The organism is Streptantibioticus rubrisoli (assembly GCF_024436055.1).
In the GTDB taxonomy this organism is placed as follows: domain Bacteria; phylum Actinomycetota; class Actinomycetes; order Streptomycetales; family Streptomycetaceae; genus Streptantibioticus_A; species Streptantibioticus_A rubrisoli.
On sequence record NZ_JANFNH010000003.1, the window covers coordinates 185,193 to 209,610 of the forward strand.

Annotated in this window: 23 protein-coding genes and 1 pseudogene; 13 read left to right on the forward strand and 11 right to left on the reverse strand. The window is 71.3% G+C overall.

Going from position 1 to position 24,418, the window contains the following annotated elements; translation table 11 throughout:
- The first annotated feature begins 7 nt into the window (after positions 1-7).
- Positions 8-844 carry an alkane 1-monooxygenase gene (locus tag NON19_RS05760; protein WP_255925527.1) on the forward strand — a complete coding sequence of 279 codons (837 nt, stop codon included), beginning with the start codon at positions 8-10 and terminating at the stop codon, positions 842-844.
- Here the strand turns inward: NON19_RS05760 and NON19_RS05765 are convergent.
- Positions 756-2,372, reverse strand: a complete 1,617-nt coding sequence (locus NON19_RS05765) for an APC family permease (RefSeq protein WP_255925528.1) — start codon at positions 2,370-2,372, stop codon at positions 756-758. The two genes, NON19_RS05760 and NON19_RS05765, sit on opposite strands and share 89 nt — an antisense overlap.
- A gap of 177 nt (positions 2,373-2,549) precedes the next feature.
- On the opposite strand from NON19_RS05765, the gene NON19_RS05770 reads away from it, so the two are divergent.
- Together NON19_RS05770 and NON19_RS05775 are read left to right on the forward strand one after the other, a co-directional pair.
- Entirely contained in the window at positions 2,550-2,933 is a 384-nt protein-coding gene (locus tag NON19_RS05770) for a hypothetical protein (RefSeq protein WP_255925529.1), read from the forward strand.
- Positions 2,923-5,790 (forward strand): caspase family protein, encoded by a 2,868-nt coding sequence (locus tag NON19_RS05775; protein ID WP_255925530.1) that lies wholly within the window; start codon positions 2,923-2,925, stop codon positions 5,788-5,790. Before NON19_RS05770 ends, NON19_RS05775 begins: the two co-directional genes overlap by 11 nt.
- 39 nt (positions 5,791-5,829) lie before the next feature.
- On the opposite strand, the gene NON19_RS05780 is transcribed toward NON19_RS05775, so the two are convergent.
- Positions 5,830-6,906, reverse strand: coding sequence for a glycoside hydrolase family 76 protein (locus NON19_RS05780; RefSeq protein ID WP_255925531.1), 1,077 nt, complete (start codon positions 6,904-6,906; stop codon positions 5,830-5,832).
- Positions 6,907-7,063: 157 nt separating this feature from the next.
- Between NON19_RS05780 and NON19_RS05785 the strand changes: the two genes are divergently transcribed.
- Positions 7,064-8,308 (forward strand): FAD-dependent oxidoreductase, encoded by a 1,245-nt coding sequence (locus tag NON19_RS05785; protein WP_255925532.1) that lies wholly within the window; start codon positions 7,064-7,066, stop codon positions 8,306-8,308.
- Here NON19_RS05785 and NON19_RS05790 read toward each other — a convergent pair.
- From NON19_RS05790 to NON19_RS05800, 3 genes are all read right to left on the reverse strand, one after another.
- Positions 8,298-8,717: a YchJ family protein gene (locus NON19_RS05790; protein WP_255925533.1), complete on the reverse strand. Its 420-nt coding sequence runs from the start codon at positions 8,715-8,717 to the stop codon at positions 8,298-8,300. The two genes, NON19_RS05785 and NON19_RS05790, sit on opposite strands and share 11 nt — an antisense overlap.
- Before the next feature lie 57 nt (positions 8,718-8,774).
- Positions 8,775-9,392, reverse strand: coding sequence for a DUF4126 domain-containing protein (locus tag NON19_RS05795; RefSeq protein ID WP_255925534.1), 618 nt, complete (start codon positions 9,390-9,392; stop codon positions 8,775-8,777).
- Between the two features lie 61 nt (positions 9,393-9,453).
- On the reverse strand, positions 9,454-9,618 hold the full coding sequence (locus NON19_RS05800; protein ID WP_255925535.1) for a hypothetical protein: 165 nt from the start codon (positions 9,616-9,618) through the stop codon (positions 9,454-9,456).
- Positions 9,619-9,812: 194 nt separating this feature from the next.
- Between NON19_RS05800 and NON19_RS05805 the strand changes: the two genes are divergently transcribed.
- From NON19_RS05805 to panD, 6 genes are all read left to right on the forward strand, one after another.
- Positions 9,813-11,336 (forward strand): APC family permease, encoded by a 1,524-nt coding sequence (locus tag NON19_RS05805; RefSeq protein WP_255925536.1) that lies wholly within the window; start codon positions 9,813-9,815, stop codon positions 11,334-11,336.
- Positions 11,337-11,530: 194 nt separating this feature from the next.
- Complete coding sequence (locus NON19_RS05810) at positions 11,531-12,097, forward strand: M48 family metalloprotease (RefSeq protein ID WP_255925537.1); 567 nt, start codon at positions 11,531-11,533, stop codon at positions 12,095-12,097.
- A 16-nt stretch (positions 12,098-12,113) separates the two neighbouring features.
- Positions 12,114-13,340 (forward strand): MAB_1171c family putative transporter, encoded by a 1,227-nt coding sequence (locus NON19_RS05815; RefSeq protein WP_255925538.1) that lies wholly within the window; start codon positions 12,114-12,116, stop codon positions 13,338-13,340.
- On the forward strand, positions 13,337-14,332 hold the full coding sequence (locus NON19_RS05820) for an aldo/keto reductase (RefSeq protein WP_255925539.1): 996 nt from the start codon (positions 13,337-13,339) through the stop codon (positions 14,330-14,332). The genes NON19_RS05815 and NON19_RS05820 overlap by 4 nt, the downstream gene beginning before the upstream one ends.
- Before the next feature lie 235 nt (positions 14,333-14,567).
- The gene (locus tag NON19_RS05825; RefSeq protein ID WP_255925540.1) at positions 14,568-14,732 is read left to right on the forward strand and encodes a hypothetical protein; all 165 of its coding nucleotides are present in this window, start codon (positions 14,568-14,570) and stop codon (positions 14,730-14,732) included.
- Between the two features lie 82 nt (positions 14,733-14,814).
- On the forward strand, positions 14,815-15,234 hold the full coding sequence (gene panD, locus NON19_RS05830) for an aspartate 1-decarboxylase (protein WP_255925541.1): 420 nt from the start codon (positions 14,815-14,817) through the stop codon (positions 15,232-15,234).
- 7 nt (positions 15,235-15,241) lie between these two features.
- On the opposite strand, the gene grpE is transcribed toward panD, so the two are convergent.
- The 6 genes and pseudogenes from grpE to NON19_RS05860 all read right to left on the reverse strand — a co-directional run.
- Complete coding sequence (gene grpE, locus NON19_RS05835; RefSeq protein WP_308213656.1) at positions 15,242-15,820, reverse strand: nucleotide exchange factor GrpE; 579 nt, start codon at positions 15,818-15,820, stop codon at positions 15,242-15,244.
- Positions 15,817-17,691: a molecular chaperone DnaK gene (gene dnaK / locus NON19_RS05840; protein WP_255925542.1), complete on the reverse strand. Its 1,875-nt coding sequence runs from the start codon at positions 17,689-17,691 to the stop codon at positions 15,817-15,819. Before dnaK ends, grpE begins: the two co-directional genes overlap by 4 nt.
- Positions 17,692-17,775: 84 nt before the next feature.
- Positions 17,776-18,954, reverse strand: a complete 1,179-nt coding sequence (locus tag NON19_RS05845) for a sensor histidine kinase (RefSeq protein ID WP_255925544.1) — start codon at positions 18,952-18,954, stop codon at positions 17,776-17,778.
- Positions 18,951-19,625, reverse strand: coding sequence for a response regulator (locus NON19_RS05850; RefSeq protein ID WP_255925545.1), 675 nt, complete (start codon positions 19,623-19,625; stop codon positions 18,951-18,953). The genes NON19_RS05845 and NON19_RS05850 overlap by 4 nt, the downstream gene beginning before the upstream one ends.
- 424 nt (positions 19,626-20,049) lie before the next feature.
- Positions 20,050-21,285 carry a glycoside hydrolase family 27 protein gene (locus NON19_RS05855; RefSeq protein ID WP_255925546.1) on the reverse strand — a complete coding sequence of 412 codons (1,236 nt, stop codon included), beginning with the start codon at positions 21,283-21,285 and terminating at the stop codon, positions 20,050-20,052.
- Positions 21,286-21,416: 131 nt separating this feature from the next.
- Positions 21,417-21,581 (reverse strand): annotated as a pseudogene (locus tag NON19_RS05860) (MFS transporter); the annotation flags it as partial.
- A 193-nt stretch (positions 21,582-21,774) separates the two neighbouring features.
- Between NON19_RS05860 and NON19_RS05865 the strand changes: the two are divergent.
- Genes NON19_RS05865 through NON19_RS05875 form a run of 3 tightly spaced genes read left to right on the forward strand, consistent with a single transcriptional unit; the run spans position 21,775 to position 24,418 of the window.
- Positions 21,775-22,683: an SIS domain-containing protein gene (locus NON19_RS05865; RefSeq protein WP_255925547.1), complete on the forward strand. Its 909-nt coding sequence runs from the start codon at positions 21,775-21,777 to the stop codon at positions 22,681-22,683.
- Between the two features lie 39 nt (positions 22,684-22,722).
- Positions 22,723-23,580 carry a class II fructose-bisphosphate aldolase gene (locus NON19_RS05870; protein WP_255925548.1) on the forward strand — a complete coding sequence of 286 codons (858 nt, stop codon included), beginning with the start codon at positions 22,723-22,725 and terminating at the stop codon, positions 23,578-23,580.
- 43 nt (positions 23,581-23,623) lie between these two features.
- Entirely contained in the window at positions 23,624-24,418 is a 795-nt protein-coding gene (locus NON19_RS05875; protein ID WP_255925549.1) for a DeoR/GlpR family DNA-binding transcription regulator, read from the forward strand.

Below are 24,418 nucleotides of genomic sequence, written 5' to 3' on the forward strand. Positions count from 1 at the left end.
GCTGGACGTGGGCTGGGTCGGCGGGGTGGCGGCCAGCGTCGGCCATGAACTGGGGCACCGAGGTGGGGCGTTGGACCGCTGGACCGGCAAGGTGGCACTGGCGCAGAGCCTCTACGGGCACCACCACGTCCAGCACAACCGCGGTCACCACGCGATGGTCGCCACCCCGCAGGACCCGTCGAGCTCCCGGCTCGGCGAGGGCTTCTGGCGGTACCTGCCGCGGGTCGTCGTCGGCCGGGTGCGCGACGCGTGGGTGCTGGAGTCCCGGCGCCTCGCCCGGCACGGCCGACGCGCCTGGAGCGTGCGCAACGAGGTGCTGGGCTGCTGGGCGCTGTCCGCGCTGTGTTACGGCTTGGCGGTGGCCGCCTTCGGGCCGCGGATCTGGTCGTACCTGCTGGTGCAGGCCGCGGTGGGGATCGTCGTCACGGAGACGGTCAGCTATCTGGAGCACTACGGACTGCCGCGGCGCGCGCGGCCCGACGGGCGCTTTGAGCCGCCCGCCCACCGGCACTGCTGGAACAGCAACACCCTGGTCAGCAACATCGTGCTGTTCAACATGCAACTGCACTCCGACCACCATGTGAGCCCGGCCCGTCACTACCAGACGCTGCGCCACCTGGACACCGCGCCGCAACTGCCCGCCGGGTACGCCGCGTTGATCCCGGTGGCCTGGTGTCCGCCGCTGTGGCGGCGGCTGATGGATCCCAGGGTGCTCGCCCACTACGGCGGCGACATCACCCTGGCCAACCGGGGGTTCACCGCGCCCTTGTCCCGTCCAGATAGCGCTGGGTGCCGCACTGCCTCAAGTGGCGCTCCGCGCCGCCGAGTCCACCGAAGTAGCTGATCAGCGCGACCGCCGCGACGGTGATCGAGTCGTACGGCGCCGCGATGACCCCGAGGCCGTGGAAGCTGCCCAGCTTCGACATCGCGGTCAGCGCCGCCAGATAGCCCACCAGCCACAGGCCGTGCAGCAGGTCCGGCCAGTCGAAGCCGTCCCGCCGGTGCTCCCAGGCGTGCCACGCGTACCCGATCGCGGTGGCCAGCGCCAGCGCCAGCAGCACGTAGTGCAGCCGGTCCCAGCCCGACCAGTAGAAGATCAACGCGGTGACGGTGAAACTGGCCGGAGCGAGCACCGCCACCCCCGGCACCAGCCGCGCCATCCGCCGCCCGGAGCGGCGGAACGCCTGCGCCGAGACCAGGCTCATCGAGTAGCCGAGCAGGGTGAGGATGCTGGTGACCGCGATGATGTGCGGCCAGTCCCGCAGGAAGACCAGGAAGCACGCGCCCAGCACGAAGTTCACCGCCAGGGCGTTGCGCGGAATGCCCGACCTGGCGTGCACCGCGCCGATGCGCTGCGGCAGCAGCCCGTAGTACGGCAGCCCCATCGCGTACGCCGCGCGGCTGCCCTCGGCGGTGTAGACCAGCGCGGAACCGGCCGGGGAGGCCACGGCGTCCACGGACAGCAGCACCCACAGCCAGAACAGGTTGAGCGCCTGCGCCAGATACAGGTACGTCGACTGCGGGTTGATGCCCGCCGACCAGCCGTGCGCCAAAGTGGCATGCGGCACCGCGCCGAGGAAGGCCAGTTGCAGCCCCATGTACAGCACCAGCGACCCCAGCAGCGCGGTCGCCACCGCGCGCGGGATGTCGCGGCGCTCCCCGGTCGCCTCACCCGCGAAGTCCAGCGGCGCCTGGAAGCCGGTGAACGCGAACAGCGCCCCCGCCGTGGTGACCGCGGTCAGCGCCACCGGATAGCCGTTGGGGGCGATCCCGCCGTGCCCGGTGAGGTTGTGCCGGTCGAAGTGCGCGGCGATCAGCGCCAGCGCCGTCACCGTGGGCACCACGATCTTCCCGACGGTGATCAGCAGGTTGAACCGGGCGAACAGCCGTACCCCGAACCAGTTCAGCAGCACGAAGCCGCCCATCAGCCCGAGGCCGAGCAGATATCCCCAGACGGAAAGGTGCGATCCGGAGTACAGCCACGGCCAGTGCGGCCGAAGGTAGAGGATCGCCGCGGACGCCTCACCCGGCGGATTGGTCGCGTACGCCAGCCAGATGCACCAGCTGGCGAACGTGCCCACCAGCCGGCCCGAACTGTGGAACGGCCAGCGCACCAGGCCGCCCGACATCGGGTACGACGCCCCCAACTCGACCAGCACCAACGCCATCGGCAACAGTGCCACACCCGCGATCACCCAGGTCAGCAGCGCGGCCGGACCGGCCTCCTGGGCCGCGTACATCGGCGTCAGCAGCCAACCGGACCCCAGGATGCCGCCGAGCGCGATACCGGTGAGATGCCAGAAGCCCAAGGCCCTGCGCAGACCGGGGTCACTCGCCGTGTTGCTGACGTCTCTGCTGGTCGTCGTCGCCATCGATCTCCCCCGTGAGCCAGTGGGCGGTGCTTGAGCCTTCGGCAAGGGTGACCACCGCTGTCCGCCCCGCTTACCGACGGAGCGTCAACCCCCTCCTTTCAGGTTCCCACTTCTTAGCACGGGCACCGTAAGTACGCTGGTTGTGTTCCGAACTTCACCGGACCTGCGGAGCCACCGTTGGACATCGCCATCACATGCGACGGCACGAACCCCGCGCAGGAACTGCGCCTGTTGCGCCAGTGGTTGCCCAAGGCCGACCCCGAACTCGCCCTCGACTTCGACAAACCGGAGACCTCCGCCGACCACCTCGGCGGCGAACTGGTGACCGAGGTGCTCACCGGAATCAGCGCCACCGCCGACCTGATGGCACTGTGCGCGGCCGTGGCCGGATGGGTGCACAACCGCTTCGGGCGCAACGTCGACACCACCCCCCAGGTCCAGCGGAACCCGGCGCCGGACGGCGCCGCCACGGTCACCACGGTGGTGGTCGGGCCGGTGACCGTCACCATCACCACCGCGCCCGGCGAGCCCCTGCCCGTGGTCTCCCGCGATGACGGCTGACCCAGCGGATGCCGCCTACCTCCTCAGCATCGGAGTCTCCGAGTACCCCGACCCGCACTACGGCAACCGGGAGTCGCTCGCCAGTAGCGCCAAGGCGCTGTGCGCCGCGCTGAGCGGAGAGAACGGCATCTGGGCGATCCCCGACGGCAACAGCACCGTACTGACCGGTTATGTCACCGTCCGGCAGTGTCTGTATGCCCTGAAGGAAGCCGCCGCGGTCCCCACCGACCTGCTCATCGTCTACCTCGGCTGTCACGGTAGCCGCTTCATGAGCAACCCCGACGAACTGCAACTCGCCCTGTCCGACTCGGACTTCGACTACTTCAACCTTCATCTGTCCTTCCGGCAGGTCAAGGAGATCCTGCGCAACGCCGTGGCGCGGCGGAAGCTGCTGTTGCTGGACTGCTGCTACGCCGATGACTCCTTCCTCGGCGCACGGCGCGACAACACGGCGCTTGAGGTGGTCGGGGTGTGCACCCTGGCGGCCACCGAATACCGGGTGGAGGCCAGCTCGGTGTGGAAGGACACCGGGTACACCGGCTTCGCCGGGGCTCTGGTGGAGGTGCTGGAGCAGGGCATCGCGGACGGACCGGCCGAGCTGACCATCAGCGATGTCTTCGAGGCGGTCAAGATCCGCATGGTGGCCGCCGGCCTGCCGCAGCCCGGCATGCGGGGCGACGCCGACCGGCTGGTGCTGGTACGCAATCCGGAGTACCGGCCCGGGCCCGACGAACCCGACCCGGCCCCCGAACTGTCCCCGCTGCTCGACCTGGCACCCGCGGCCTTCGCCGAGACCATGCAGGAGCAGCCCGACGGAGTCGACCGCCTGCTGGCGGGCTTCGTCGATCACCGGACGCTCGACGACATCGCCTCGCTGATCGGCGAGTTCGCCAAGGGCGGTCAGACGGGCTACGCCACCGCCACCGCCGAGCGGGTGCTCGCCCAACGCGACAGCGCCGACTTCGCCGCCCTGATCCACCGGCAGCACCAGAACCCCGCGGTCCTGGACACGTTGACCGGCCGCTCCGTCGACACCTTCGCCGTCGTGCTCGGCGGGCTGCTGCTGCGCGGCTGCGCGGAATGCGCCAGCGCCGCCGACGAGTTGTGCGGCCGGCCGCCGGTCGCCGACTGGACGTCGGACCAACTGGTGGAGCTGTTAGCCCTGTTGCGCCGCGGCACCGGATCCGACGCGCCACGTGACCGGGTGCTGGACGCGTTGACGATCGACCGGCTCAGCGCACTGGCCACCCATCTGTGGGAGGCGGACGACCACCGGGGCATGCCCCCCGAGCGCCGCCGGGATGCCGTGGACGCGGTGGAGCGGGTCGCCGCGCTGGCGCCGCCCACGCAGCTGTACGAACTGGCGGCGGGCATGGCCGCCGGTGGCCAACGCGAGCTGGGCAACGCCCTGTTGGAGGCCGCCGCCGACCGCCGGGGCGCGGCAGAACTGGCCGAGCTGCTGCGTCTGGCCGGTGCCGACCCCGACTTCGCCGAGCTACTGCGGTTCACCGTGCTGCGGCGGCACCCGCCGAGGTTCCTGCTGGCCGTACTGGACGCGCTGCCCGACGGGCCGCGGGCCGCGCTGCTGGCCTGCGCGGCGCAGCAGCCGCAGGGGCTGTCGGTGCGCGACCTGTCCCGGCTGCTGTTGCTGCTCCACCACGACGGAACCGGCGAGATGCTGGATTCGGCGCTGGACGCCGCGGTCCGGCACCGCACGCCCGACCAACTGGCCGCGATGACCGTCCAGTTGTACCGGTACGGCGGGCGGCGGGTGGCCGGGCTGGTGACCGGGCGACTGGTACTGGCCGGGCCGTCCGCCGTGGAGAAGACGATCGAGGTGATGCGGCTGCTCCAGGAGGCGGAGCAGCACCTGATGGTCGCCGCGACGCTCAACCGGGCCGCCCGGGACCTGCCCCCTGACCGGGTGTTCCATGTCGCCTGCCGACTCGCCGAGCTGGGCTTCCACGACCTGGCCCGGGCACTGGTGCGCCGGGTGGTCGGCAGGCTTGCGGCCCATCCGGCCGCCGCAGGCGACGGCGCGCTGGTCAGCACGCTGGACCGCTTCACGGCCCTGCCCGGCGCCATGGACGGCCAACTGCCCTGGCTGCTCGGCGCGCTCACGGAGTTCTGCACCGCGCAGCAGGTGTGGACGCTGATCACCTGGGTCCGCCCGCGCTGCCAGGCCGGTGAGGCAACGGTGCTCAACTGGGTCTGCCGGATCTGGCCGGTCGCGCGGATGGACGAGCTGGCCGCCATCATGGACCACGAGAGCTACGGGGCGCTGGCCCGGCGGCTGATGACCGAGGCGATCGAGGTGTTCGCCGGACACCGTACCCAGGGCGGCGAGATAGCCGAACTCATCCTGGTGCTGCGGCGGCGCCTGGAGCGGCGGACGTTCAAGAAGGCGTCGCAGAAACTGGTGGTGGCACTGGCGGCCAAGCGCGACCCGGAACAGGTGATGCGGCTGATCGACCGCCTCGTCGGCGCGGACGAGTACCACCCGCTGCACGATGTGCTGCGCGACGCCGTGGTACGGAACTTCGACGTGGAGGCGCTGATCGCGTTGCCGGGTGTGCTCAGGGCGAAACAGCTCACCATCGTCCAGGAGATAGCGATGGCGGCGCTGGTCAGTCCGGCCCGGGTACCGACCGAGCAGGTACCCTCCGTGCTCCAGGCACTGCACGACGCGGGCAGCCCCCAGGAGGACCTCTGCGACATCTGCCGCTTCGTCGGCGCCCGCCGCAGGGTCGACCCCCTGGACGTGATCCACTGCCTGCGCGCGGCGTCCCTGCACGCGGAGGCCACCGCCTACGCCAAGGGTACGGACCCGGTCCGCCGCCGCTTCTACGTGCCCTGAAGGCGGGGGTTCGGGGGGCGTGTCCCCCGAGAAGAACCCTCAGTACAGCTTCCGGCAGTCAGCCGGGTCCCACGCCAGCGCCGCGTATACCTGCACCATCGCCGCCTGCTGCAGCGTCTCCGTCCACGCGGCTCCATCGAAGTGGAACAACCCCGTCCCGGCATCCCGGTACCGGTTCCACACCGTCTCCCCGTACTCCCGCATCGCGTCGCGATGGGTGTGCCCCCCGGCCACCGATTCCAGCAGCAACTGGTTCTTGAAGTAGATGGAGTTGAAGTAGGGCGGCTGCCCCAGCAGCCTGCCACCGGTGACGAAGTAGGAGTGCGCCGCCCCGGCGATCCGCTGGGCGCGGTCGAGGTACTCCCGGTCGCCGGTGATCTCGTACAGCAGCACGTTGACACCCACGGGCACGCCCTGGTTGTAGCTCCAGAACGTGGTCTCCACGGTGTCGGTGAGGTTGACGTGGTCCCAGTACAGGCCGTCGGGGCTGAGCAGATGGCGGTTGGTCCAGTCGTACATCCTGCGCGCCCAGTCCAGGTACGAGGCCTGGCCGGTGATCTGGTGCAGCCGCAGGCCGAGTTGGGCGCCGGGCATGTTGGAGACGGTGTTGCGGTCCTGGCTCCAGGCCGCCTGGGTCCAGAACACCCCGCCGGAGTCGGCGTGCGCGGTGTCGGAGTCCCAACCGGAGACCACGAGTTGGAAGACCCGCTCGGCCCGCTCCAGCGCCTCACGGTCGCCGTGCGTCAGATACCGCTGGACGTCGAGCAGCCCCACCCACTCGTTGTCGTCGTAGAAGAAGTCACCCCCGCCCCCGTACGGCGGCACCGGGTAGGAGGCGTAGCCGGGTTTGCCGGTGGTGCCGCCGGAGGCCTTCCAGTACCGCTGCTGGCCGACCGCACGCGCCGCCAGATCGCGCAGATACGCCTCGCCCTGCCCACCGGGCATCCCGGTCAGGTCCAACGTCGCGGTGTGCGCCTGGGAGAACGGCCACTCGTACGAGTAGGCGTTGTCGCCCGCCGCCACCGGATACCGCTCGTGGTAGAGACCGGAGCCGTCGCCCACGGCGAGGTACCGCTGCAACGCCTGGTAGGAGGCGGCGGCACGGGCTGCGCTCATCGGCGTCCTCCCTGGCGACGGGGGCGGTGCGCGCCTGCTGTGAGACCGCGTCAAGGCTAGCTCAGGCCCGCCGCGGCGGCCGTTCTCCCGCCGCCGATTGCGTGACTCGCGGGCCCGCCGCACGCTGGGAGCGGAAGCGACACGGAGGGCAGGGACGATGGAGCGGACCGCGTGCTGCGTGGTGGGGGGCGGCCCCGCGGGCATGGTCCTCGGCCTGCTGCTGGCCAGGGCGGGGGTGGACGTCACGGTGCTGGAGAAGCACGGGGACTTCCTGCGCGACTTCCGCGGCGACACCGTTCACCCCTCCACCCTGTCGCTGCTGGACGACCTGGGCCTGGCCGAGCGGTTCGCCGAACTGCCGCAGCGCCGGGTGGACACCGTGCAGTTGCCGATCGGCCCGGGCGGCACGCTGTTCACCGTCGGCGACATCAGCTCGCTGCGCGGCAGGTACAACTACGTGGCGATGGTGCCGCAGTGGGACCTGCTGAACCTGCTGGCGGAGGAGGCCGGGCGCGAGCCCACCTTCCGGCTGCGCATGGACACCGCCGCCACCGGGTTCCGGTACGAGCGCGGCCGGGTCGCCGGGGTGCGCTACCGCACCGCGGACGGCCGCACCGGCGAGCTGGCGGCCACCCTCACGGTGGCCTGCGACGGCCGCGGCTCGCTGGCGCGGGAACTGCCGGAGCTACGGCTGCGGCGGTTCCGCTGCCCGATGGACGCCTGGTGGTTCCGGCTGCCCCGGCGGTCGGGCGACCCGCACGGGCTGGTCGGCACGCTGGGGGAGCGGTCCCTGATCGCCATGATCGACCGCGGCGAGTACTGGCAGTGCGCCACGCTGATCCCCAAGGGCAGTGACGCCCAGCGGCGGGCCGCGGGCCTTGAGGCGTTCCGCTCCCAGTTCGCCGCGGCCGCCCCCTGGATGGCGGACCGGGTGGCGGCGCTGCGCTCCTGGGACGAGGTCAAACTGCTCGACGTACGGCTCGACCGGCTGGGCCGCTGGTACCGGCCGGGGCTGCTCTGCATCGGCGACGCCGCGCACGCGATGTCGCCGGTGTTCGGGATCGGCATCAACCTCGCCGTGCAGGACGCCGTCGCCGCCGCCCGCCATCTGGCCGGGCCGCTGCGCGCGGGCACCGTGGGGCCGCGTGACGTACGGCGGGTGCAGCGGCGCCGGTGGCCGACGGCGGCGGCCACCCAGGCGTTGCAGCGGCTCGCCCACGCCCGGGTCATCGAACCGCTGCTCGCCGGGCGTTCCCGCGGCGCCGACCGGGACCGGCCACCGCGGCTGGTCCAAGTGCTCACCGCCGCACCGTGGTTGAAGCGGGCGCCCGCCTACTTCTTCGGCTACGGCGCGCTACGCGAACGCCCGCCCGCCGCCGCGCTGGGCAGGGTCACTCGCTGACCACACCGTCCACGTACACCCAGTCACCGTCGTACCGGACGAAACGGCTGTTCTCGTGCAGCTCACCGGCCCGCCCGCCGCGCTCGGTGTAGTGGGCCCGGAACTCCACCGTGCCCTCGGTGTGGAACGCGCTGCCCCCGGTCGTGCCGAGGACCTCCAGCCGCCGCCAGCGCGTTCCCGGGTCGAAGTCCACCCGGGTCGGCCGGGTGTCCGGATGCCAGCTGCGCAGCAGGTACGCCTCGTCGCGCAGGGCGAAGGCGCTGTACCGGGAGCGCATCAGCTGTTCCGCGGTCGCCGCCCGGGCGGTACCGCGGTGCAGTCGGCCGCAGCACTCCTCGTAGGCCGCGGGCAGTCCGCAGGGGCAGGGCGCCTCGGCCAGGCGGCCGGGGGATGGGGTGCGTCGGGACATGGCTCCATGGCGGTAGTGCGTACGGTCTGGTGCGCGCCCCAGCGTAGGGCACCCCGGTCAGCCGTTGACCGCCCGCAGGGCGCGCGCGGTGGACCGGGCCGCCGCCCGCTCGCGGCGCCGGGCCAGGAAGCGGCGGATGCGGGAGACCGCGAACGCCACCAACACCAGCCCGAGCACCAGCAGCGCCGCCGCCGCGGAAGCCGCCGCCCAGGGATGGAAGATCGCCAGCGTGACCAGACCGGCCACCGCGAGGTCCTCCAGCACGCTGACCGCGATGTTGCTGGCGGGCTCCGGTGAGGTGTTCACCGCCATCCGCAGCGAGGCCTTCACGGCGTGGCTGAGCAGTGCGCTCACCCCGCCGATGGCACCGGCCGCCACCTCGCCGAGCGAGCCGGGGTGGTGGCTGGCGAGCAGCGCGGCGACGGTGGCACCGGCGATCGGCCGGATGAACGTGTGGACGCCGTCCCATACGGTGTCCACGTACGGGATCTTGTCGAGCACCGCCTCGCACAGGAACAGCACGCTCGCCGCGATCAGTACATCGGTGCGCTCCAGCACCGGTGGAACGGCGGTCGCCCCGCCGAACCGCCCGAGGAGTCCGAGCAGCATCACCACGCCGTAGGCATTGATCCCACTGGCCCAGCCGCTGGTGAAGACCAACGGAACTATCGTCATCTCGCCTTCCAGGTCAGGTCCACGGGCCCTCCGCGGTCGGACGGCCCGGGTCCAAATGATCTCAGGACGGCGGACCGGCGTACTCCACGGCCGCGTTCAGCAGCCACTCGGCCGGGTAGGCGGCGCAGCCAGGCCCGAACTTCGAGACGTGCGGCGGGAATTCGGCCTCGTACCCCTCCAACCAGCCGTCGGAGAGCCGGAAGGCCTCGCCCCGCGGGAGGTCCACGAGACGGCGGTGACAGGGCGCCCGCGAGAGCCAGGTCGAGCCGAGGTTCGTTGCGGATCCCGGTGCATGTCTCGCTTCGCACAACCTGTGGTGTGCGTCTCAACAGGTTTGCCGGTCGGGAGCTGGGTACCAGCCACAATCATCGGCCGCCCCCGACGCCGCCCTGGAGTGCCCATATGCATGATTCCGGACAAATGAGACAGACGGTAGCAGTTGCCACCGCGTCGCCGGTTGACGACACCGGTGACCTCGCGCGCTTCGGATACCGCCAGGAACTGGAGCGTTCGCTGGGCTCGTTCTCCAGCTTCGCGGCGGGCTTCAGCTACATCTCCATCATGACCGGTGTCTTCCAGCTGTTCGGCTTCGGATTCGCCTCCGGCGGGCCCGCGTTCATCTGGAGCTGGCCGCTGGTCTTCATCGGCCAGGGCGCGGTGGCGCTGTGCTTCGCCGAGGTGGCGGGGCAGTTCCCGCTGGCGGGCGGCGTCTACCAGTGGTCCAAGAACATCGCCCGGCCCGCGACCGCCTGGATGTCCGGCTGGATCATGACCATCGGCGCGGTGGTCACCGCGGCGGCCGTCGCCGTGGCGTACCAGGTGATCCTGCCGCAGGTCTCGCTCGCCTTCCAGATCGTCGGCGGGGCCTCCGACGCGGGCCAGACCGCCACTCCCAACGGCGCGAAGAACGCGATCCTGCTCGCGCTCGGCCTGGTGGTCTTCACCACTGTCGTCAACATCGTCGGCGTACGGCTGATGGCGAAGATCAACAACCTTGGTGTGGCGGTGGAGTTGATCGGCGTCACGTTGCTGATAGTGATGCTGGCGCTGCACATCAAGCGTGGTCCGCAGATCGTCACCCACACCCAGGGCACCGGGGCCGGGCAGTCCTGGGGGTACCTCGGTGCCTTCCTGGTCGCCTCGATCATGAGCGCCTACGTCTTCTACGGCTTCGACACCGCGGGCTCGCTGGCCGAGGAGACCAGGGAGCCCCGGCGGCACGCACCGCGCGCCATCCTGCGCGCCCTCACCGCCGCCTTCCTGGCGGGCGGGCTGCTGATGCTGGTCGGGATGATGGCCGTCGGCGACATCAACGCCAAGGAACTGGGCACGCTCGGCATGCCGTACCTGATCAAGTCCACCCTCGGCAACGGCCTCGGCAACGTCTTCCTGGTCTGCTCCGCCATCGCCATCACCGTGTGCTGCCTGGCCGTGCAGACCGCCGCGATCCGGCTGCTGTTCGCCATGGCCAGGGACGGGCGGCTGCCGTTCGGCACCGCCATCGCGAGGGTCTCGCCGCGCTCGAAGACGCCGATCGTCCCCGCGGTGCTCACCGGTGCGCTGACCATCGCGCTGCTGCTGGTCAACATCGGCAACCAGCGGGTCTTCTACATCCTCACCTCGGTCGCCATCATCCTGTTCTACATCCCGTACCTGATGGTCACCGGCCCCATGCTGCTGCGCCGGCTGCGCGGTCAGTGGCCGCGCCCGGACCACGGCCCGTACTTCAACCTGGGCCGCTGGGGCACCCCGGTCAACGTGCTGGCGGTGCTGTACGGGGCCGCCATGACCGTCAACCTCGCCTGGCCGCGCAAGGAGGTCTACGGAAGCGACCACTGGTACTTCCAGTGGGGTGCCGTCGTCTTCACCGCCGTCATCGTGGCGGTCGGCGCGGGCCTTTACCTCATCCGCCGCGGGGCGAACAGCGCTCCCACCAGCGACTGACTCCGGTTCGCGGCCATCGGTCACGTGCTGTTGCGATCGACTCGTGGCAGCACGTGACCGCGCGCTGTTCGCTGAGCCGTCGGGGGACGAACGGTCGGCGCGCACAACTGGCCGGTTTAGACCATGGCCGGTGCTTGGCGGCCCGGCTAGACTCACGGACCGTTCGACCTGTCGTGGCAAGGAGAGCGGAAGCCGTGCACCACTCCTCGCGCGCCGGGTCGAGACCCAGCAAACCCGGAAAAGGAGACATACGGCGGCTGCGTCGGCTGTCCGAGTCCCTGCTCGACCAGCTCAACCTGCCGGACAAATGCGATATCTCCACGCTCTGTGAACTGCTCAGCCGGACACGTGGCCGCCCCCTGCACCTGGTGCCGCTGGCCATGGGCGCGGCCCATCCGTGCGGTATGTGGATCGCGTTGGACGTGGCCGATCTCGTGGTGTTCGAGGCCGACACCAGCCGACTGCACCGGGACCACATCATCGCCCACGAACTGGCCCACATGATCTGCGGCCACCGCGATGTGAACCAGCCCGAGACGGCCGGGCTGGAGCAGCTCTTCCCCGATCTGGACCCCCGCCGGGTGCACGAGATGCTGGGCCGCACCAGCTACTCGTCGCAGGAGGAGCAGGAGGCGGAGATCCTGGCGTCGCTGATCCTGGAGCGCGTCACCCGGCCGCCGAAGGAACAGGTGTGGTCGGTTCCGCCCGCCGAGGCGCAGACCGTGGCCCGTATCGACCGTACGCTGCAGCGCCCTGGATGAACCCGCTGGAGGGTACGTGGGAGATCTGAAGGGCGTTGTCTTTCCGCCCTGCGCGGCGCTGTGCGCCGTGGCGTTCCTCTACAAGCTGCGCGACCTGCGGCAGCACCGGGGCGACCCCGCGCTGCTCGCCCTGATCACCGCCTTCCTGCTCAAGGGCGTCTCGTTCACCCTGTCCATCCCCGCGGTCTCCGCCAGCGTGGACGCGCACACCGGGGTGCCCAACCTGGCGGCGCTGGGCATCCATCTGCTGGGCGGTGTCTCGTCCAGCGCCGCGCTGCTGGTGGCCATCACGTACTGGGTACACCCGGCCGAGCAGGCCTGGCCGAGGGCGCGGGCCTGGCTGTGCGGGTTCGGCGCGTGCGCGATGGCGATGTTCGCGCTGTGGCTGGCCGCCCAGCCACACGGGGACGTCAGGTCGGCGCACTACATCCTGCAGAACGTGGCCGACCCCGTGGTGGGCGGTTACACCCTGCTCTACGCCATCGCGTTCGGCGCCGGGATGATCCAGATCGCCCTGCTGTGCCGCCGCTACGCCAGGGCCGCGGGACGGCAGTGGCTGCGGTGGGGGATGGCCACCACCCAACTCGGCGCGCTGAGTTGCATCATCTACTGCGCCAACCGGGCCTGGGCGGTGGTCGCGGTCCACCTCGGACTCAACCCGCTGCAGTGGGAGGCACTGACCCCGATCGCCAACGGCATCGGCATCCTGTGCCTGGCGAGCGGGCTCACCATGCCGTCCTGGGGGCCGCGACTGTCCGAACTGCGGCGTGCGATCGGCAACTTCGTGGCGTACCAGCGGCTGCACCCGCTGTGGCGCGACCTGTACCGGGCGATCCCGGACATCGCGTTGAGCCCTCCGGCGTCCACCCGGCTCGACCGGTTCACCCCGCGCGACATCAACTACCGGCTGTACCGGCTGGTGATCGAGATCCAGGACGGACTGCTCGTACTGCGCCCCCACATGGACCCCGAGATCGCCGCGGCCGCCGCACGGTCGGCCAGCGGCGCCGGCCTCGCCGGTGACCGCCTGGACGCCGCCGTACGCGCCGCCCAGGTGCGGGCGGCACTGAGGGCCAGAAGGGACAACCTTCCGGCCACCGACGGCGCACCGCCCACCACCCCCGTCGCGCGACCCGCGCTCGCCGCGGAAGAGGATGGGGACTACCTGGGCGAGGTCTCCCGACTGGTCGGTGTCGCCCGGGCCTATGCGGCTCTCGCACGGAGGAAGAGGAGCACCACATGAAGCAGCGCAGACTGGGCAACAGCGGGTTGGCGGTCTCCGCGCTCGGGCTCGGATGCATGGGCATGTCGATCGCGTACGGCCCCGCCGACGAGACCGAGGCCCGACGGGTCCTGGACCGCGCCGGTGAGCTGGGCGTCACCCTGCTGGACACCGCGGACGCCTACGGGCGCGGCGCCAACGAGGAGTTGCTGGGCGGTTGGCTGCGCGGGCGGGACCGGGACCGGGTGGTGCTGGCCACCAAGTTCGGGCTGCGGCACGACGCGGCCAGCGGCCGGGTCGGCGACGTGGACACCTCCCCGCAGTACGTGCCGGTGGCCTGTGACGCCTCGCTGCGCCGACTCGGCGTGGACCACATCGACCTGTACTACGCGCACCGCCGCGATCCCGAGGTGCCGGTCGAGGACACCGTCGGCGCCATGGCCGCGCTGGTCGAGGCGGGCAAGGTGCGGTACCTCGGGCTGTCCGAGGTGAGCGCCGCGACGCTGCGCAGGGCGCACGCCGTACACCCCATCGCCGCCGTGCAGTTGGAGTATTCGCTGTTCACCCGGGACGTGGTGGAGGGCGAGATGCTGGCCACCTGCCGGGAACTGGACATCGCCGTGGTGGCGTACTCGCCGCTCGGCCGCGGCATGCTCACCGGCGCCGTCGCCTCCCGGGACGACCTGACGCGGGACGACAACCGGCTGCGCTGGCCGCGGTTCTCCGCCGAGAACATCGGCCCCAACCTGGAACTCGTCCGGGCAGTGGGCGAATTGGCGGCGACGATCGGGTGCACCCCCGGGCAGGCGGCGCTCGCCTGGCTGCTCGCCCAGGGCGACGACATCATCCCGATCCCCGGCACCAAACGGGTCCGCTATCTGGAGGAGAACGCCGCGGCCGTCGAACTCCGGCTCACCGCCGAGCAGATCGACCAGCTGTGCCAGGCCGTGCCGTCCACCGCGGTCGCGGGCGAACGCTACCCGGAACAGGCGCTGCGCCGCGTAGGCCACTGACCACCGCCGGGACCTCGCGGCCGCTGGGTCGTGGGCTCCCGGGGCAGGCCATCCAACTCACGTACCCGGCCGATGACTTCGGCGATCGAGTGGAAGCCCCGCGCGGACAGCCCCGCGCCGCGCGGCGCTACCCCGGCCGTGGTCAGCGGGCGGTGCGCATCCGGCGTATGTGTTCTGCGAACCGGCGGGCGCCCGGGCTGGCCGCGTGCCCTCCCGTTGTCCGCTGCAGTCCGCGATGATCGGGTTCTCCGTGCTGCTGTCCTGCGGCGCCATGGCGGCCGCCGCGGCCACCAGCCGCGGTGCCACCCGCCGCCGGGTGCGCGGCCGCCACCGCAGGCAGCGCGGAGCCAGCGGCCAGCATCGGGCCACCCGTCGCCGGGGGGCCGCCGCCCACCGCTGACGGCGGCCTCTCGGTACGATGAGGGCGCAGGCGCGTACCTCGGGGCGAGGGCGCGACCCTTCGTCGACAGGAGCGTTCCGCAGTGCTGCGCACCATGTTCAAGTCCAAGATCCACCGCGCGACGGTCACCGAGGCCGATCTGCACTACGTGGGGTCGGTGACGGTCGACGCCGAGCTGATGGAAGCCGCCGACCTGCTGCCCGGCGAGCTGGTCCACATCGTCGACATCACCAACGGCGCCCGGCTGGAGACCTATGTCATCGAGGGTGAGCGCGGCTCCGGCGTCATCGGCATCAACGGCGCCGCGGCGCATCTGGTGCACCCCGGCGACCTGGTCATCCTGATCAGCTACGCGCAGGTGGACGACGCCGAGGCCAGGACGCTGCGCCCGCGGGTGGTGCACGTGGACGAGGGCAACCGGATCGTGGAGCTGGGCGCCGACGCCTCCGCCCCGGTGCCGGGCGGCGACACCGTACGCAGCCCCCGGGCCGTGGCACGCTGACCGCGGCTCAGGAGGCGCCGCCGGGCTCCGGCGGCGCCGCCACGATCACCAGCGCCGGGCTGAGCAGCTGGTCGCCCAGCCGGTAGCCGGGCCGCAGCACCTGCGCGCAGGTCGGGCCGTCGACGTCCGGGGAACGGGCCTGCGACAGCGCCTCGTGCACCGTGGGATCGAACGGCTCCCCGGGTTCCCCGAAGGACCGCAGCCCGAGCGCCGCCAGATGCGTCTCCAGCGCGTCGCTGACCGCGACGAAGCCGTCGGTCATGTCACCGTGGCGCCGCACCCGCACCACGGTGTCCAGCACCGGCAGCAGTTCGCGCACCACGTTGGCCACCGCGATCTCGCGCACCGCCAGCCGGTCGCGCCGCACCCGCTTGCGGTAGTTGTCGTACTCCGCCTTCAGCCGCTGCAAGTCCGCTGTGCGCTCGGCGAGTTGCGCGCTGAGCTGGCCGGGGCCGGTCTCCTTGACCGTGCCCGACGGGGGCCGCAGCCGCAGCACCGGGTCGACGCAGTGCGCGCGCGGGTCGTACGGGGCGGACACCGGTACCGGTAGCCGCGCCCCGGGCGGGGAGCCGGTGGGGTGGGTCATCCGGTGCCTCCCTTGGGCTTGTCCTCGTCCACGATCTCGGCGTCCACCACCTCGTCCTCCGGCTTGCCGCCGGTGGCACCGGCGGTACCGGTGTCGCCGCCGGTGGCGGCCCCGGCGCCCTCGCCCGCCGCGGCGTACATGGCCTGGCCCAGCTTCTGGCTGACCGCGGCCAGCTTCTCGGTGGCGGCGCGGATCTCGGCGGTGTCCTGGCCCTTGAGCTTCTCCTTCAGCTCACCGATCGCCGTCTCCACCTCGCTCCTGACGTCCGCGGGCACCTTGCCCTCGTTGTCCTTAAGGAACTTGTCGGTCTGGTAGACGAGTTGCTCGGCCTGGTTGCGGGTCTCGGCGGCCTCGCGGCGCTTGTGGTCCTCCTCCGCGTACTGCTCGGCCTCGCGCATCATCCGGTCGATGTCTTCCTTGGGCAGCGCGGAACCGCCGGTGACGGTCATCCGCTGCTCCTTGCCGGTGCCCAGGTCCTTGGCGGAGACGTGCATGATGCCGTTGGCGTCGATGTCGAAGGTGACCTCGATCTGCGGCACACTGCGCGGCGCCGGGGGCAGACCGGTCAGCTCGAACATGCCGAGCTTCTTGTTGTACGCGGCGATCTCCCGTTCGCCCTGGAAGACCTGGATCTGCACCGACGGCTGGTTGTCCTCGGCCGTGGTGAAGATCTCCGAACGCTTCGTCGGAATCGTGGTGTTGCGCTCGATCAGCTTGGTCATGATGCCGCCCTTGGTCTCGATGCCGAGGGACAGCGGGGTGACGTCCAGCAGCAGGACGTCCTTGACCTCGCCCTTGAGCACACCGGCCTGCAGGCTGGCGCCGATGGCGACGACCTCGTCCGGGTTGACACCCTTGTGCGGGTCCTTGCCGGTCAGTTCCTTGACCAGCTCGGTCACCGCGGGCATCCGCGTCGATCCGCCGACCAGGATGACGTGGTCCAGGTCCGCGACCTTGATCCGGGCGTCCTTGACCGCGGCGTGGAACGGCTCCTTGCAGCGCTCCAGCAGATCGGCGGTGAGCTGCTGGAACTGCGCCCTGGTCAGCTTCTCGTCCAGGTGCAGCGGGCCTTCCGCGGACGCCGTGATGTACGGCAGGTTGATGTTGGTCTCGGTGGACGAGGACAGTTCGATCTTGGCCCGCTCGGCCGCCTCGCGCAGCCGCTGCACCGCCATCTTGTCCTTGGACAGGTCGATCCCGTGGGCGTTCTTGAACTGCTTGACCAGGTGCTCGACGATCCGCTGGTCCCAGTCATCACCGCCGAGGTGGGTGTCGCCGTGGGTGGCCTTCACCTCGACCACGCCCTCGCCGATCTCCAGCAGCGACACGTCGAAGGTGCCGCCGCCGAGGTCGAAGACGAGGATGGTCTGGTCGTTCTCCTTGTCCAGGCCGTACGCCAGGGCGGCGGAGGTCGGCTCGTTGATGATCCGCAGTACCCGCAGCCCGGCGATCTCGCCCGCCTCCTTGGTGGCGGTGCGCTGCGCGTCGTTGAAGTAGGCGGGCACGGTGATCACGGCGTCCGTCACGTCCTCGCCGAGATAGGCCTCCGCGTCCCGCTTGAGCTTCTGCAGCACCCGTGCGGAGATCTCCTGGGCGGTGTAGCGCTTGCCGTCGATGTCGCCCTTCTCGGGGAAGCGCCAGTTCGGGTCGCCGACGTGCCGCTTGACCGAGCGGGCGGTGCGCTCCACGTTGGTGATGGCCTGACGCTTGGCGATCTCGCCGACGAGCACCTCGCCGCTCTTGGCGAAGGCCACCACCGACGGGGTGGTGCGCGCCCCTTCGGTGTTGGTGATGACCGTGGGCTCGCCACCCTCCAGGACGGACACCACGGAGTTCGTCGTACCGAGGTCAATACCGACTGGCCGTGCCATGGCAGCTCTCCTCCTCGCGCCCGCTATCGGTTCCAGAGTGCCTCGGGAATCCGTCCGCCGCAGCGGTGCGGGTGCCGCGGAGCGCTACGGAACGTCCGTCCGCCCGTAGGGCAGCTCCAGCCGTACCGCGAACCCGCCGTCCGGCTCCGGTGCCGCCGCCAGCGTGCCGCCGAGCAGTGTGGCGCGCTCCCGCAGCCCCACGATGCCGTGGCCGCCGCCCGGCAGATCGGGGCGCGGCGCCTGGGCGGACGCCGGGCCGTTGCGTACGCATACCCGCAGCGACTCCTGGGCGACCACCACCGTCACAGTGGTCGCGGCTCCCGGCGCGTGCTTGCGGACGTTGGTCAGCGCCTCCTGCACCGTGCGGTACGCGGCCCGCTCCACCGGCTCCGGCAGCTCCCGGCCGTCCGCGCCGTCGATCCGCAGCTCGGCGTTGACCTCGGAGGCGGACACCAGCGCCGGAAGGTCGGCGAGGGTGGGCTGCGGCGCGAGTTCGGTCGGTCCGGCACCGGCGGCCCGCAGCACCAGGATCATGCTGCGCAACTCCTCCAGCGTGGCCACCGCGAGCCCGCGCAGCGTGCCCGCGACCTCCTTGACGTCCGGGTCGCGCGCGGTGACCTCCAGCGCGCCCGCCTGCACGGCGATCAGCCCCGCCTGGTGCGAGACCACGTCGTGCATCTCACGGGCGATCCGCGCCCGCTCCCTTGCTATCACCGTCTGCGCGTGCAGCGCCCGCTCGTGGTCCCGTACCGTGGCCAGCTCCGCGACCCGGTCCGACAGGTCCTTCCTGGTCTGCGCGAGCAGCCCCAGCATCACCGGGCCGGTGCCCAGCATCACCGCGTAGATCAGCTGCTGCACCAGATCGCTGAGCGTCTCCTTGGCGAACCCGGTGATCGGCCACGGGACGAACGCCCCGGCGGCCACCACCAGCGCGGCCAGCGCCTTGTGCCGCACCGGCCGCTCGGTCCTGGCCACCGTGTAGGCGCCGACCATGGCGGCGATCAGCGCGTTGCCCGCGTACAGCCCGGGGAGGGTGGCGATCAGGACGGTGCGCGGCCACCGCCTGCGCAGCAGCAGGACGGCGGCGGCGCCCAGCGACGCGTAGAAGTGCCAGTCGCGTGGCGGCGGGTAGTTCAACGCGGCGTCCAGACCGGCCAGCGCCACCAGGACGAGGTCGATGACCCGCGACTGCCAGCGGCAGTGCGTGCGCCACAGCAGCCGCAGGAACGGCAGCGGCTGGGCGGCGCGTACCGAGCGGCTCACAGGCCCTGCTCCTCGACCAGCCCGACCCGGTCCGCCAGCACGGCGGCCTGGATCCGGTTCGCCACGCCCAGCTTGGTCAGCACCGCCCGGACGTAGTCCTTCACGGTGGCCACCGCTATGTGCATCCGGGCGCCTATCTCAGCGTTGGACAGCCCCTGCCCGACGTACGCCAGCACCTGTCGCTCACGCGGCGACAGCGCGCTCACCGCCTCGCTGGCCTGGTACGACGCGGCGGCCCTGGCGGGGCGGCCCAGTCGCCGGACCACCGAGGGGGACAGGCAGCCCGCGCCGGTGGCCACCGCGCGCACCGAGCGGACCAGGATCTCCGGGTCGGTGTCCTTCAGCAGGAAGCCCGAGGCGCCGAGCCGCAGCGCCTCGCCGAGGTACTCATCGGTGTCGAAGGTGGTGAGCATCGCGACGTACGGCGGGCTGGGCAGTTCGGTCAGCCGCCGTAGCACGGTGAGCCCGTCGACGTCGGGCATCCGGATGTCGAGCAGCACCACATCGGGCTGGTCGCGGCGTACCGCGGCGACCGCCTGGGCCCCCTCGCAGCTGGCCACGACGGTGATGCCGGGCGCGCTGCCCAGGATCATGGCCAGCCCGGATCTGATCAGCGCCTCGTCGTCGACGATCAGCACCCGTACCGGGGAAGGGGTTTCCACTTCAGTCATGCGGCGTGTCCCGCCCTGCTCACCAAATCTGTGCGACAAACGAGCGAACAGCTCTGCGTGACCGTACCGCAGCCCGAATCACCTCAGAAGAGTCAATTCGTAGCGGCCCGAGTACCCTCCGTCACAAGTCGTCGTGCGACATGGCCGTACGACCCTCGTTCGCAGGTCTGATCGGGTACCTCCGGTAGGAGGTGCGCTCTCCCTCGGGCGGTGGGTGTTCGCCGTCGGCGCACGCTGGGAGGCTGGAACACCCGCCGAGACGTGACCCGGTCGGCGGGGGCACGGCAGCCGGTCACGTCGTGGTGACCCGCCGATCCCCCCACACCCAAACAGCGGATCCGGCGGCGGAAGCACCGGCAGCCCGCCTTGAGTCCCTGGGCGCGGCCGCGCCCAGGGACACGGGCGAGCCACCGCGGCGCTGCCGTCAGGCCGCGCGCAGCCTCAGCATCACCGTGGCGTGCGGCCGGACCCGAACGGTGACCGAACCGCCGTACCGGCTGGTCCGCCTGGTCACCAGGTCCTTGCCGGACAGGTGCTGGGCGGGGCCGAGGCCGAGGGTGCTGGCCGACGCGGTGATGGTGAGCGGGGAGTCGCCGCGGTTGAGGAAGACCACGGCGCGGTCGCCGTTCGCCAGCGGCCTGGTGAGCACGTCATGGGTGTCGGTGTGCGCCGCCCTGGTGGCCTGGACGCCGAGGCGGTCCTGGTCGACCGCGATGACGTCGCGGTTGCCGAGGATCGCCAGCGCCTGCGGGGAGAGGGTGGTCAGATCGGTGCTGCTGATCAGCGGTGCGGCCATCTCCGCCCACAGCGCCATCTGCGTCTGCGCCTCGTCGGCGGTCAGGCCGCGGTCGCCGACCAGCAGGAAGTCCGGGTCGTTCCAGTGCCCGGGACCCGCGTACCGGCCGAGCGGCACGTTGTAGTCGTAGTTGCCCAGCAGGCTCTTCCACTTGGCCGCGCCGCTCTGCTGCCCGAGGGCGATGTCATAGCCCTCGCGCCACAGGTTGCCGTACTTCGCCACCCAGCCGAGCACCGTGTACCAGTCGGCGGTGCCCTGGAAGTACGCGGGGGCGGACTCGGAGAAGACGATCTTCCGGCCGCTGTCGCGCAGGGCCCGGCTCATACCGGCGTACGCCTGGCGGTAGGTCTGCTCGGCGGACTGGCCGGGAACCGACGGCACGTTGCAGCCGTCCAGCTTGAGGTAGTCGACTCCCCACTTGGCGAACAGTCTCGCGTCGGCGTCGTAGTGCTGCCAACTGCCCGCGTAGCCGCCGCAGGTCTGGGTGCCCGCGTCCTCGTAGATGCCGAACTTCAGTCCCATGCGGTGCAGTTGGCGCCCGACGTAGGCCATGCCGTGCGGAAACTTCTGCGGGTCGGAGACCAGGTTGCCGGAGGCGTCGCGGCTCTTGCCCATCCAACAGTCGTCCGTGGTGACGGTGTTGTAGCCCTTGGCGGCCAGTCCGCTGCGCACCAGGGCCCTGCCCTGGTCCAGGATCAGCTTCTCGTCGATGTTGCACTGGTAGTACGACCAGTCGTTCCAGCCCATGGGCGGTGTGGCGGCCAAGCCCTGGTAGCCGCCACTGGGGTGGGTGGATGGAGTGCTGGGCAGCGCCGCGGGACTGGCGAGCGCGAGCGCGGCGGCGACCATGATTTTCGCGAACATGACAACCTCCGATGGGGAAGTGGCGGGGCGAAGCCCCGGAAGGGGGTCAGCGGCGCAGCCCTCCAGGGGGCGTAGCCCCCCGAGAGAACGCCTCACCCTCACCCCGGGCGCGTAGCGCCAACCGCCGTAGCGAGGTGGAAGTCCTTGCTCAGGAAGACCAGGGCGCCCGAGATGCTGCCGGTGTCATAGCCGTAGATCCCTCCCACCAGCGCACCGGTCAGCGCGATCAGCCGACCGGTGCGGTATCGGCCGGAGCGCGGCGCGGCAGTGGGGGACACCTGGGGCGGGTGAGGCATAGCGGCAACCACCGTTGATTGGTTTTGGGGGTTGTGCTGATCGATTTTGCAAATATCGAGGCCAAACTGAGCATCTGTCAACAGGCGCGCCCCGGACTTCAGCCATGGACAGCCGGGCCTGTCCTGCGCGATGCTGATCGAAGCGCGCCTGTTTCGCGCAACAGGAGTCACCCGGAGCCGGAGAGAAGGATCGATGGCCGCGATCGAGCACATGGCGCAGGAAATCGACAGCCAGCCGGATGTGTGGCGGCGGGCCGCCGAGATCGCCGCCGCCGACAACGTCCCGCTGCCCGCCCCCGGTGAGCGGGTGGCCGTCGTCGGCTGCGGCACGTCGTGGTTCATGGCGCAGTCCTACGCGGCGCTGCGCGAGCGCGCCGGACACGGCGTCACCGACGCCTTCGCCGCCTCGGAGGCGTTCGCCGCGGGCGAGGCGTTCGTCCAGCGCGGCTATGACACGGTGCTGGCCATCACCCGCTCCGGCACCACCACCGAACTGCTGCGGCTGATGGGCTTGTTGAAGGGCCGCGTCCGCACCGTCGGCGTCGTCGGTGACCGGCACGCGCCCATCGCCGAGGTCTGCGACGCCATCGTGGGGCTGCCGTTCGCCGACGAGAAGTCGGTGGTGCAGACCCGGTTCGCCACCTCCGCGCTGCTGCTGCTCCGCCGCCACCTGGGCGAGGACGTCACCCCCGCGGTACGCGATGTGGCGGACGCGCTGCGCCAGCCGGTCGACCCCGCGTGGGTGAAGGCCGAGCAGTTCACCTTCCTGGGCCACGGCTGGACGTACGGCCTGGCCAACGAGGCCGCGCTGAAGATGCGCGAGGCGTCACAGAGCTGGACCGAGGCCTACCCCCTGCTGGAGTACCGGCACGGCCCGATCGCCATCGCGGCGCCGGGCCGGGTCACCTGGGTACTCGGCCCGGACAACGGTGAGTTGGCGGCGGACGTGGCCCGTACCGGTGCGCTTTTCGTGCACCATGAACGGGACGCGCTGGCCGATCTGGTGCTGGTGCAGCGCGTCGCCCTGGAGCGGGCCAGGGCCCGAGGGCTCGACCCCGACCGGCCGCGCGCGCTGACCCGGTCCGTCATCCTGGACGCGTGACCGCGAGAAACTGACGGGCAGTCGAGGAAGGACCGTGTCGTGCCGCTGACCACCACCGCGTCCGTGATGCGGGACGCCGTCGCCGCGGGCACCGGCGCCGCCGCCTTCAACGTCCTCCATCTGGAGACGGCCGAGGCGCTGGTCGCCGCCGCGGAGCGGGCCGGGGCGCCGCTGATCCTGCAGATCAGCGAGAACTGCGTGCGCTACCACGGCAGCCTGCTGCCGCTCGCCCGGGCCACGCTGGCGCTGGCCGAGGCGAGCAGCGCGCCGGTCGCCGTGCACCTGGACCACATCACCGACCCGGCCCTGCTGCGCGAGGGCGTCACCGCGGGCATCGGCTCCGTCATGGTGGACGCCTCGGCGCTGCCGTACGACCGCAACGTGGCGACCACCGGCGAGCTGACCGCCTGGTGCCATGACCGGAAGGTGTATGTGGAGGCCGAGTTGGGGGAGGTCGGCGGCAAGGACGGGGTGCACGCGCCGGGCGCCAGGACCGATCCGGACGAGGCGCTCGCGTTCGTGCGCGCCACCGATGTGGACGCGCTCGCGGTGGCCGTCGGCTCCTCGCACGCCATGCGGGAGCGCACCGTCGAGCTCGACAAGGAGCTGATCACCCGGCTGCGGGACCGGCTGCCGGTGCCGCTGGTGCTGCACGGTTCGTCCGGGGTGCCGGACGAGGAGATCCGCCGGGCCGTCGCGGCCGGTATGACGAAGATCAACGTCTCCACCCATCTGGTCGCCGCCTTCACCGCCGAGGTACGGCGACGGCTGGCCGCCGACCCGGCACTGGTCGACTCCCGCAAGTACCTGGGCCCGGCCCGTGAGGCGGTGACCGAGGCGGCGGTCGACCTGCTGCGGGTGATCACCACCCCCGCACCGGAGCCCATCCCCAGCTGACATGGACAATGGCCACTCCAGCGCCACCCCGCGGAGGGCCACCATGAGGCACGAACGACTGACCGCCCTGCTCGAACTGCTCGGCCGACGAGGCCAGATGGGCGTCGAGGAGGCCGCGGCCGAGCTGGGCGTGTCCGCCGCCACCGTGCGCCGCGACATGGACACCCTCGCGGAACAGCAGTTGCTGACCCGCACCCGCGGCGGTGCGGTGCTCAGTTCCGTCGCCTACGACCTGCCCATACGCTACAAGGGCAGCCAACGCGCCCCCCAGAAGCGGCGGATCGCCCAGGCAGCCAGCGCACTGGTACCGCGCGGCAGCGTGGTGGGGCTGAGCGGTGGTACCACCACCACGGAGATCGCCCGCACCCTGGCGAGCCGCCCGGACCTGGCGGAGGCCGGTCCCGATCCGCATCTGACGGTTGTCACCAACGCGTTGAACATCGCCAACGAACTGGCCGTGCGCCCGCAGATCAAGATCGTGCTGACCGGCGGTGTCGCCCAGCCCCGCTCCTACGAACTCGTGGGCCCGTACAGCGACCTGGTGCTGCGCGAGGTCACCATGGACCTCGCGTTCATCGGGGTGAACGGCCTGGATCCGCAGGTCGGGGCCACCGTGCACGACGAACGCGAGGCCCGGGTGAACCGGCTGATGGCCGAGCGGGCCACCCGCGCGGTGGTGGTCTGCGACTCCTCCAAGCTCGGCGTGCGCGCCTTCGCCTCCATCGGCACCTGCGAGCTGTTCGACACCCTCATCACCGACGACGGCGCCGACGAACAGGCCCGCGGTGAGTTCACCGACCGCGGCCTGAGGGTGATCATCGCCCCGGTACCCGACTGA

What these genes read in the sequence shown, in the direction of transcription:
- NON19_RS05765 (WP_255925528.1), bottom strand. Translation starts at nt 2,372, where the DNA reads ATGGCGACGACGACCAGCAGAGACGTCAGCAACACGGCGAGTGACCCC.
- NON19_RS05775 (WP_255925530.1), top strand. Translation starts at nt 2,923, where the DNA reads ATGACGGCTGACCCAGCGGATGCCGCCTACCTCCTCAGCATCGGAGTC.
- NON19_RS05780 (WP_255925531.1), bottom strand. Translation starts at nt 6,906, where the DNA reads ATGAGCGCAGCCCGTGCCGCCGCCTCCTACCAGGCGTTGCAGCGGTAC.
- NON19_RS05785 (WP_255925532.1), top strand. Translation starts at nt 7,064, where the DNA reads ATGGAGCGGACCGCGTGCTGCGTGGTGGGGGGCGGCCCCGCGGGCATG.
- NON19_RS05790 (WP_255925533.1), bottom strand. Translation starts at nt 8,717, where the DNA reads ATGTCCCGACGCACCCCATCCCCCGGCCGCCTGGCCGAGGCGCCCTGC.
- NON19_RS05795 (WP_255925534.1), bottom strand. Translation starts at nt 9,392, where the DNA reads ATGACGATAGTTCCGTTGGTCTTCACCAGCGGCTGGGCCAGTGGGATC.
- NON19_RS05805 (WP_255925536.1), top strand. Translation starts at nt 9,813, where the DNA reads ATGAGACAGACGGTAGCAGTTGCCACCGCGTCGCCGGTTGACGACACC.
- NON19_RS05820 (WP_255925539.1), top strand. Translation starts at nt 13,337, where the DNA reads ATGAAGCAGCGCAGACTGGGCAACAGCGGGTTGGCGGTCTCCGCGCTC.
- NON19_RS05825 (WP_255925540.1), top strand. Translation starts at nt 14,568, where the DNA reads ATGATCGGGTTCTCCGTGCTGCTGTCCTGCGGCGCCATGGCGGCCGCC.
- grpE (WP_308213656.1), bottom strand. Translation starts at nt 15,820, where the DNA reads ATGACCCACCCCACCGGCTCCCCGCCCGGGGCGCGGCTACCGGTACCG.
- dnaK (WP_255925542.1), bottom strand. Translation starts at nt 17,691, where the DNA reads ATGGCACGGCCAGTCGGTATTGACCTCGGTACGACGAACTCCGTGGTG.
- NON19_RS05850 (WP_255925545.1), bottom strand. Translation starts at nt 19,625, where the DNA reads ATGACTGAAGTGGAAACCCCTTCCCCGGTACGGGTGCTGATCGTCGAC.
- NON19_RS05855 (WP_255925546.1), bottom strand. Translation starts at nt 21,285, where the DNA reads ATGTTCGCGAAAATCATGGTCGCCGCCGCGCTCGCGCTCGCCAGTCCC.
- NON19_RS05865 (WP_255925547.1), top strand. Translation starts at nt 21,775, where the DNA reads ATGGCCGCGATCGAGCACATGGCGCAGGAAATCGACAGCCAGCCGGAT.
- NON19_RS05875 (WP_255925549.1), top strand. Translation starts at nt 23,624, where the DNA reads ATGAGGCACGAACGACTGACCGCCCTGCTCGAACTGCTCGGCCGACGA.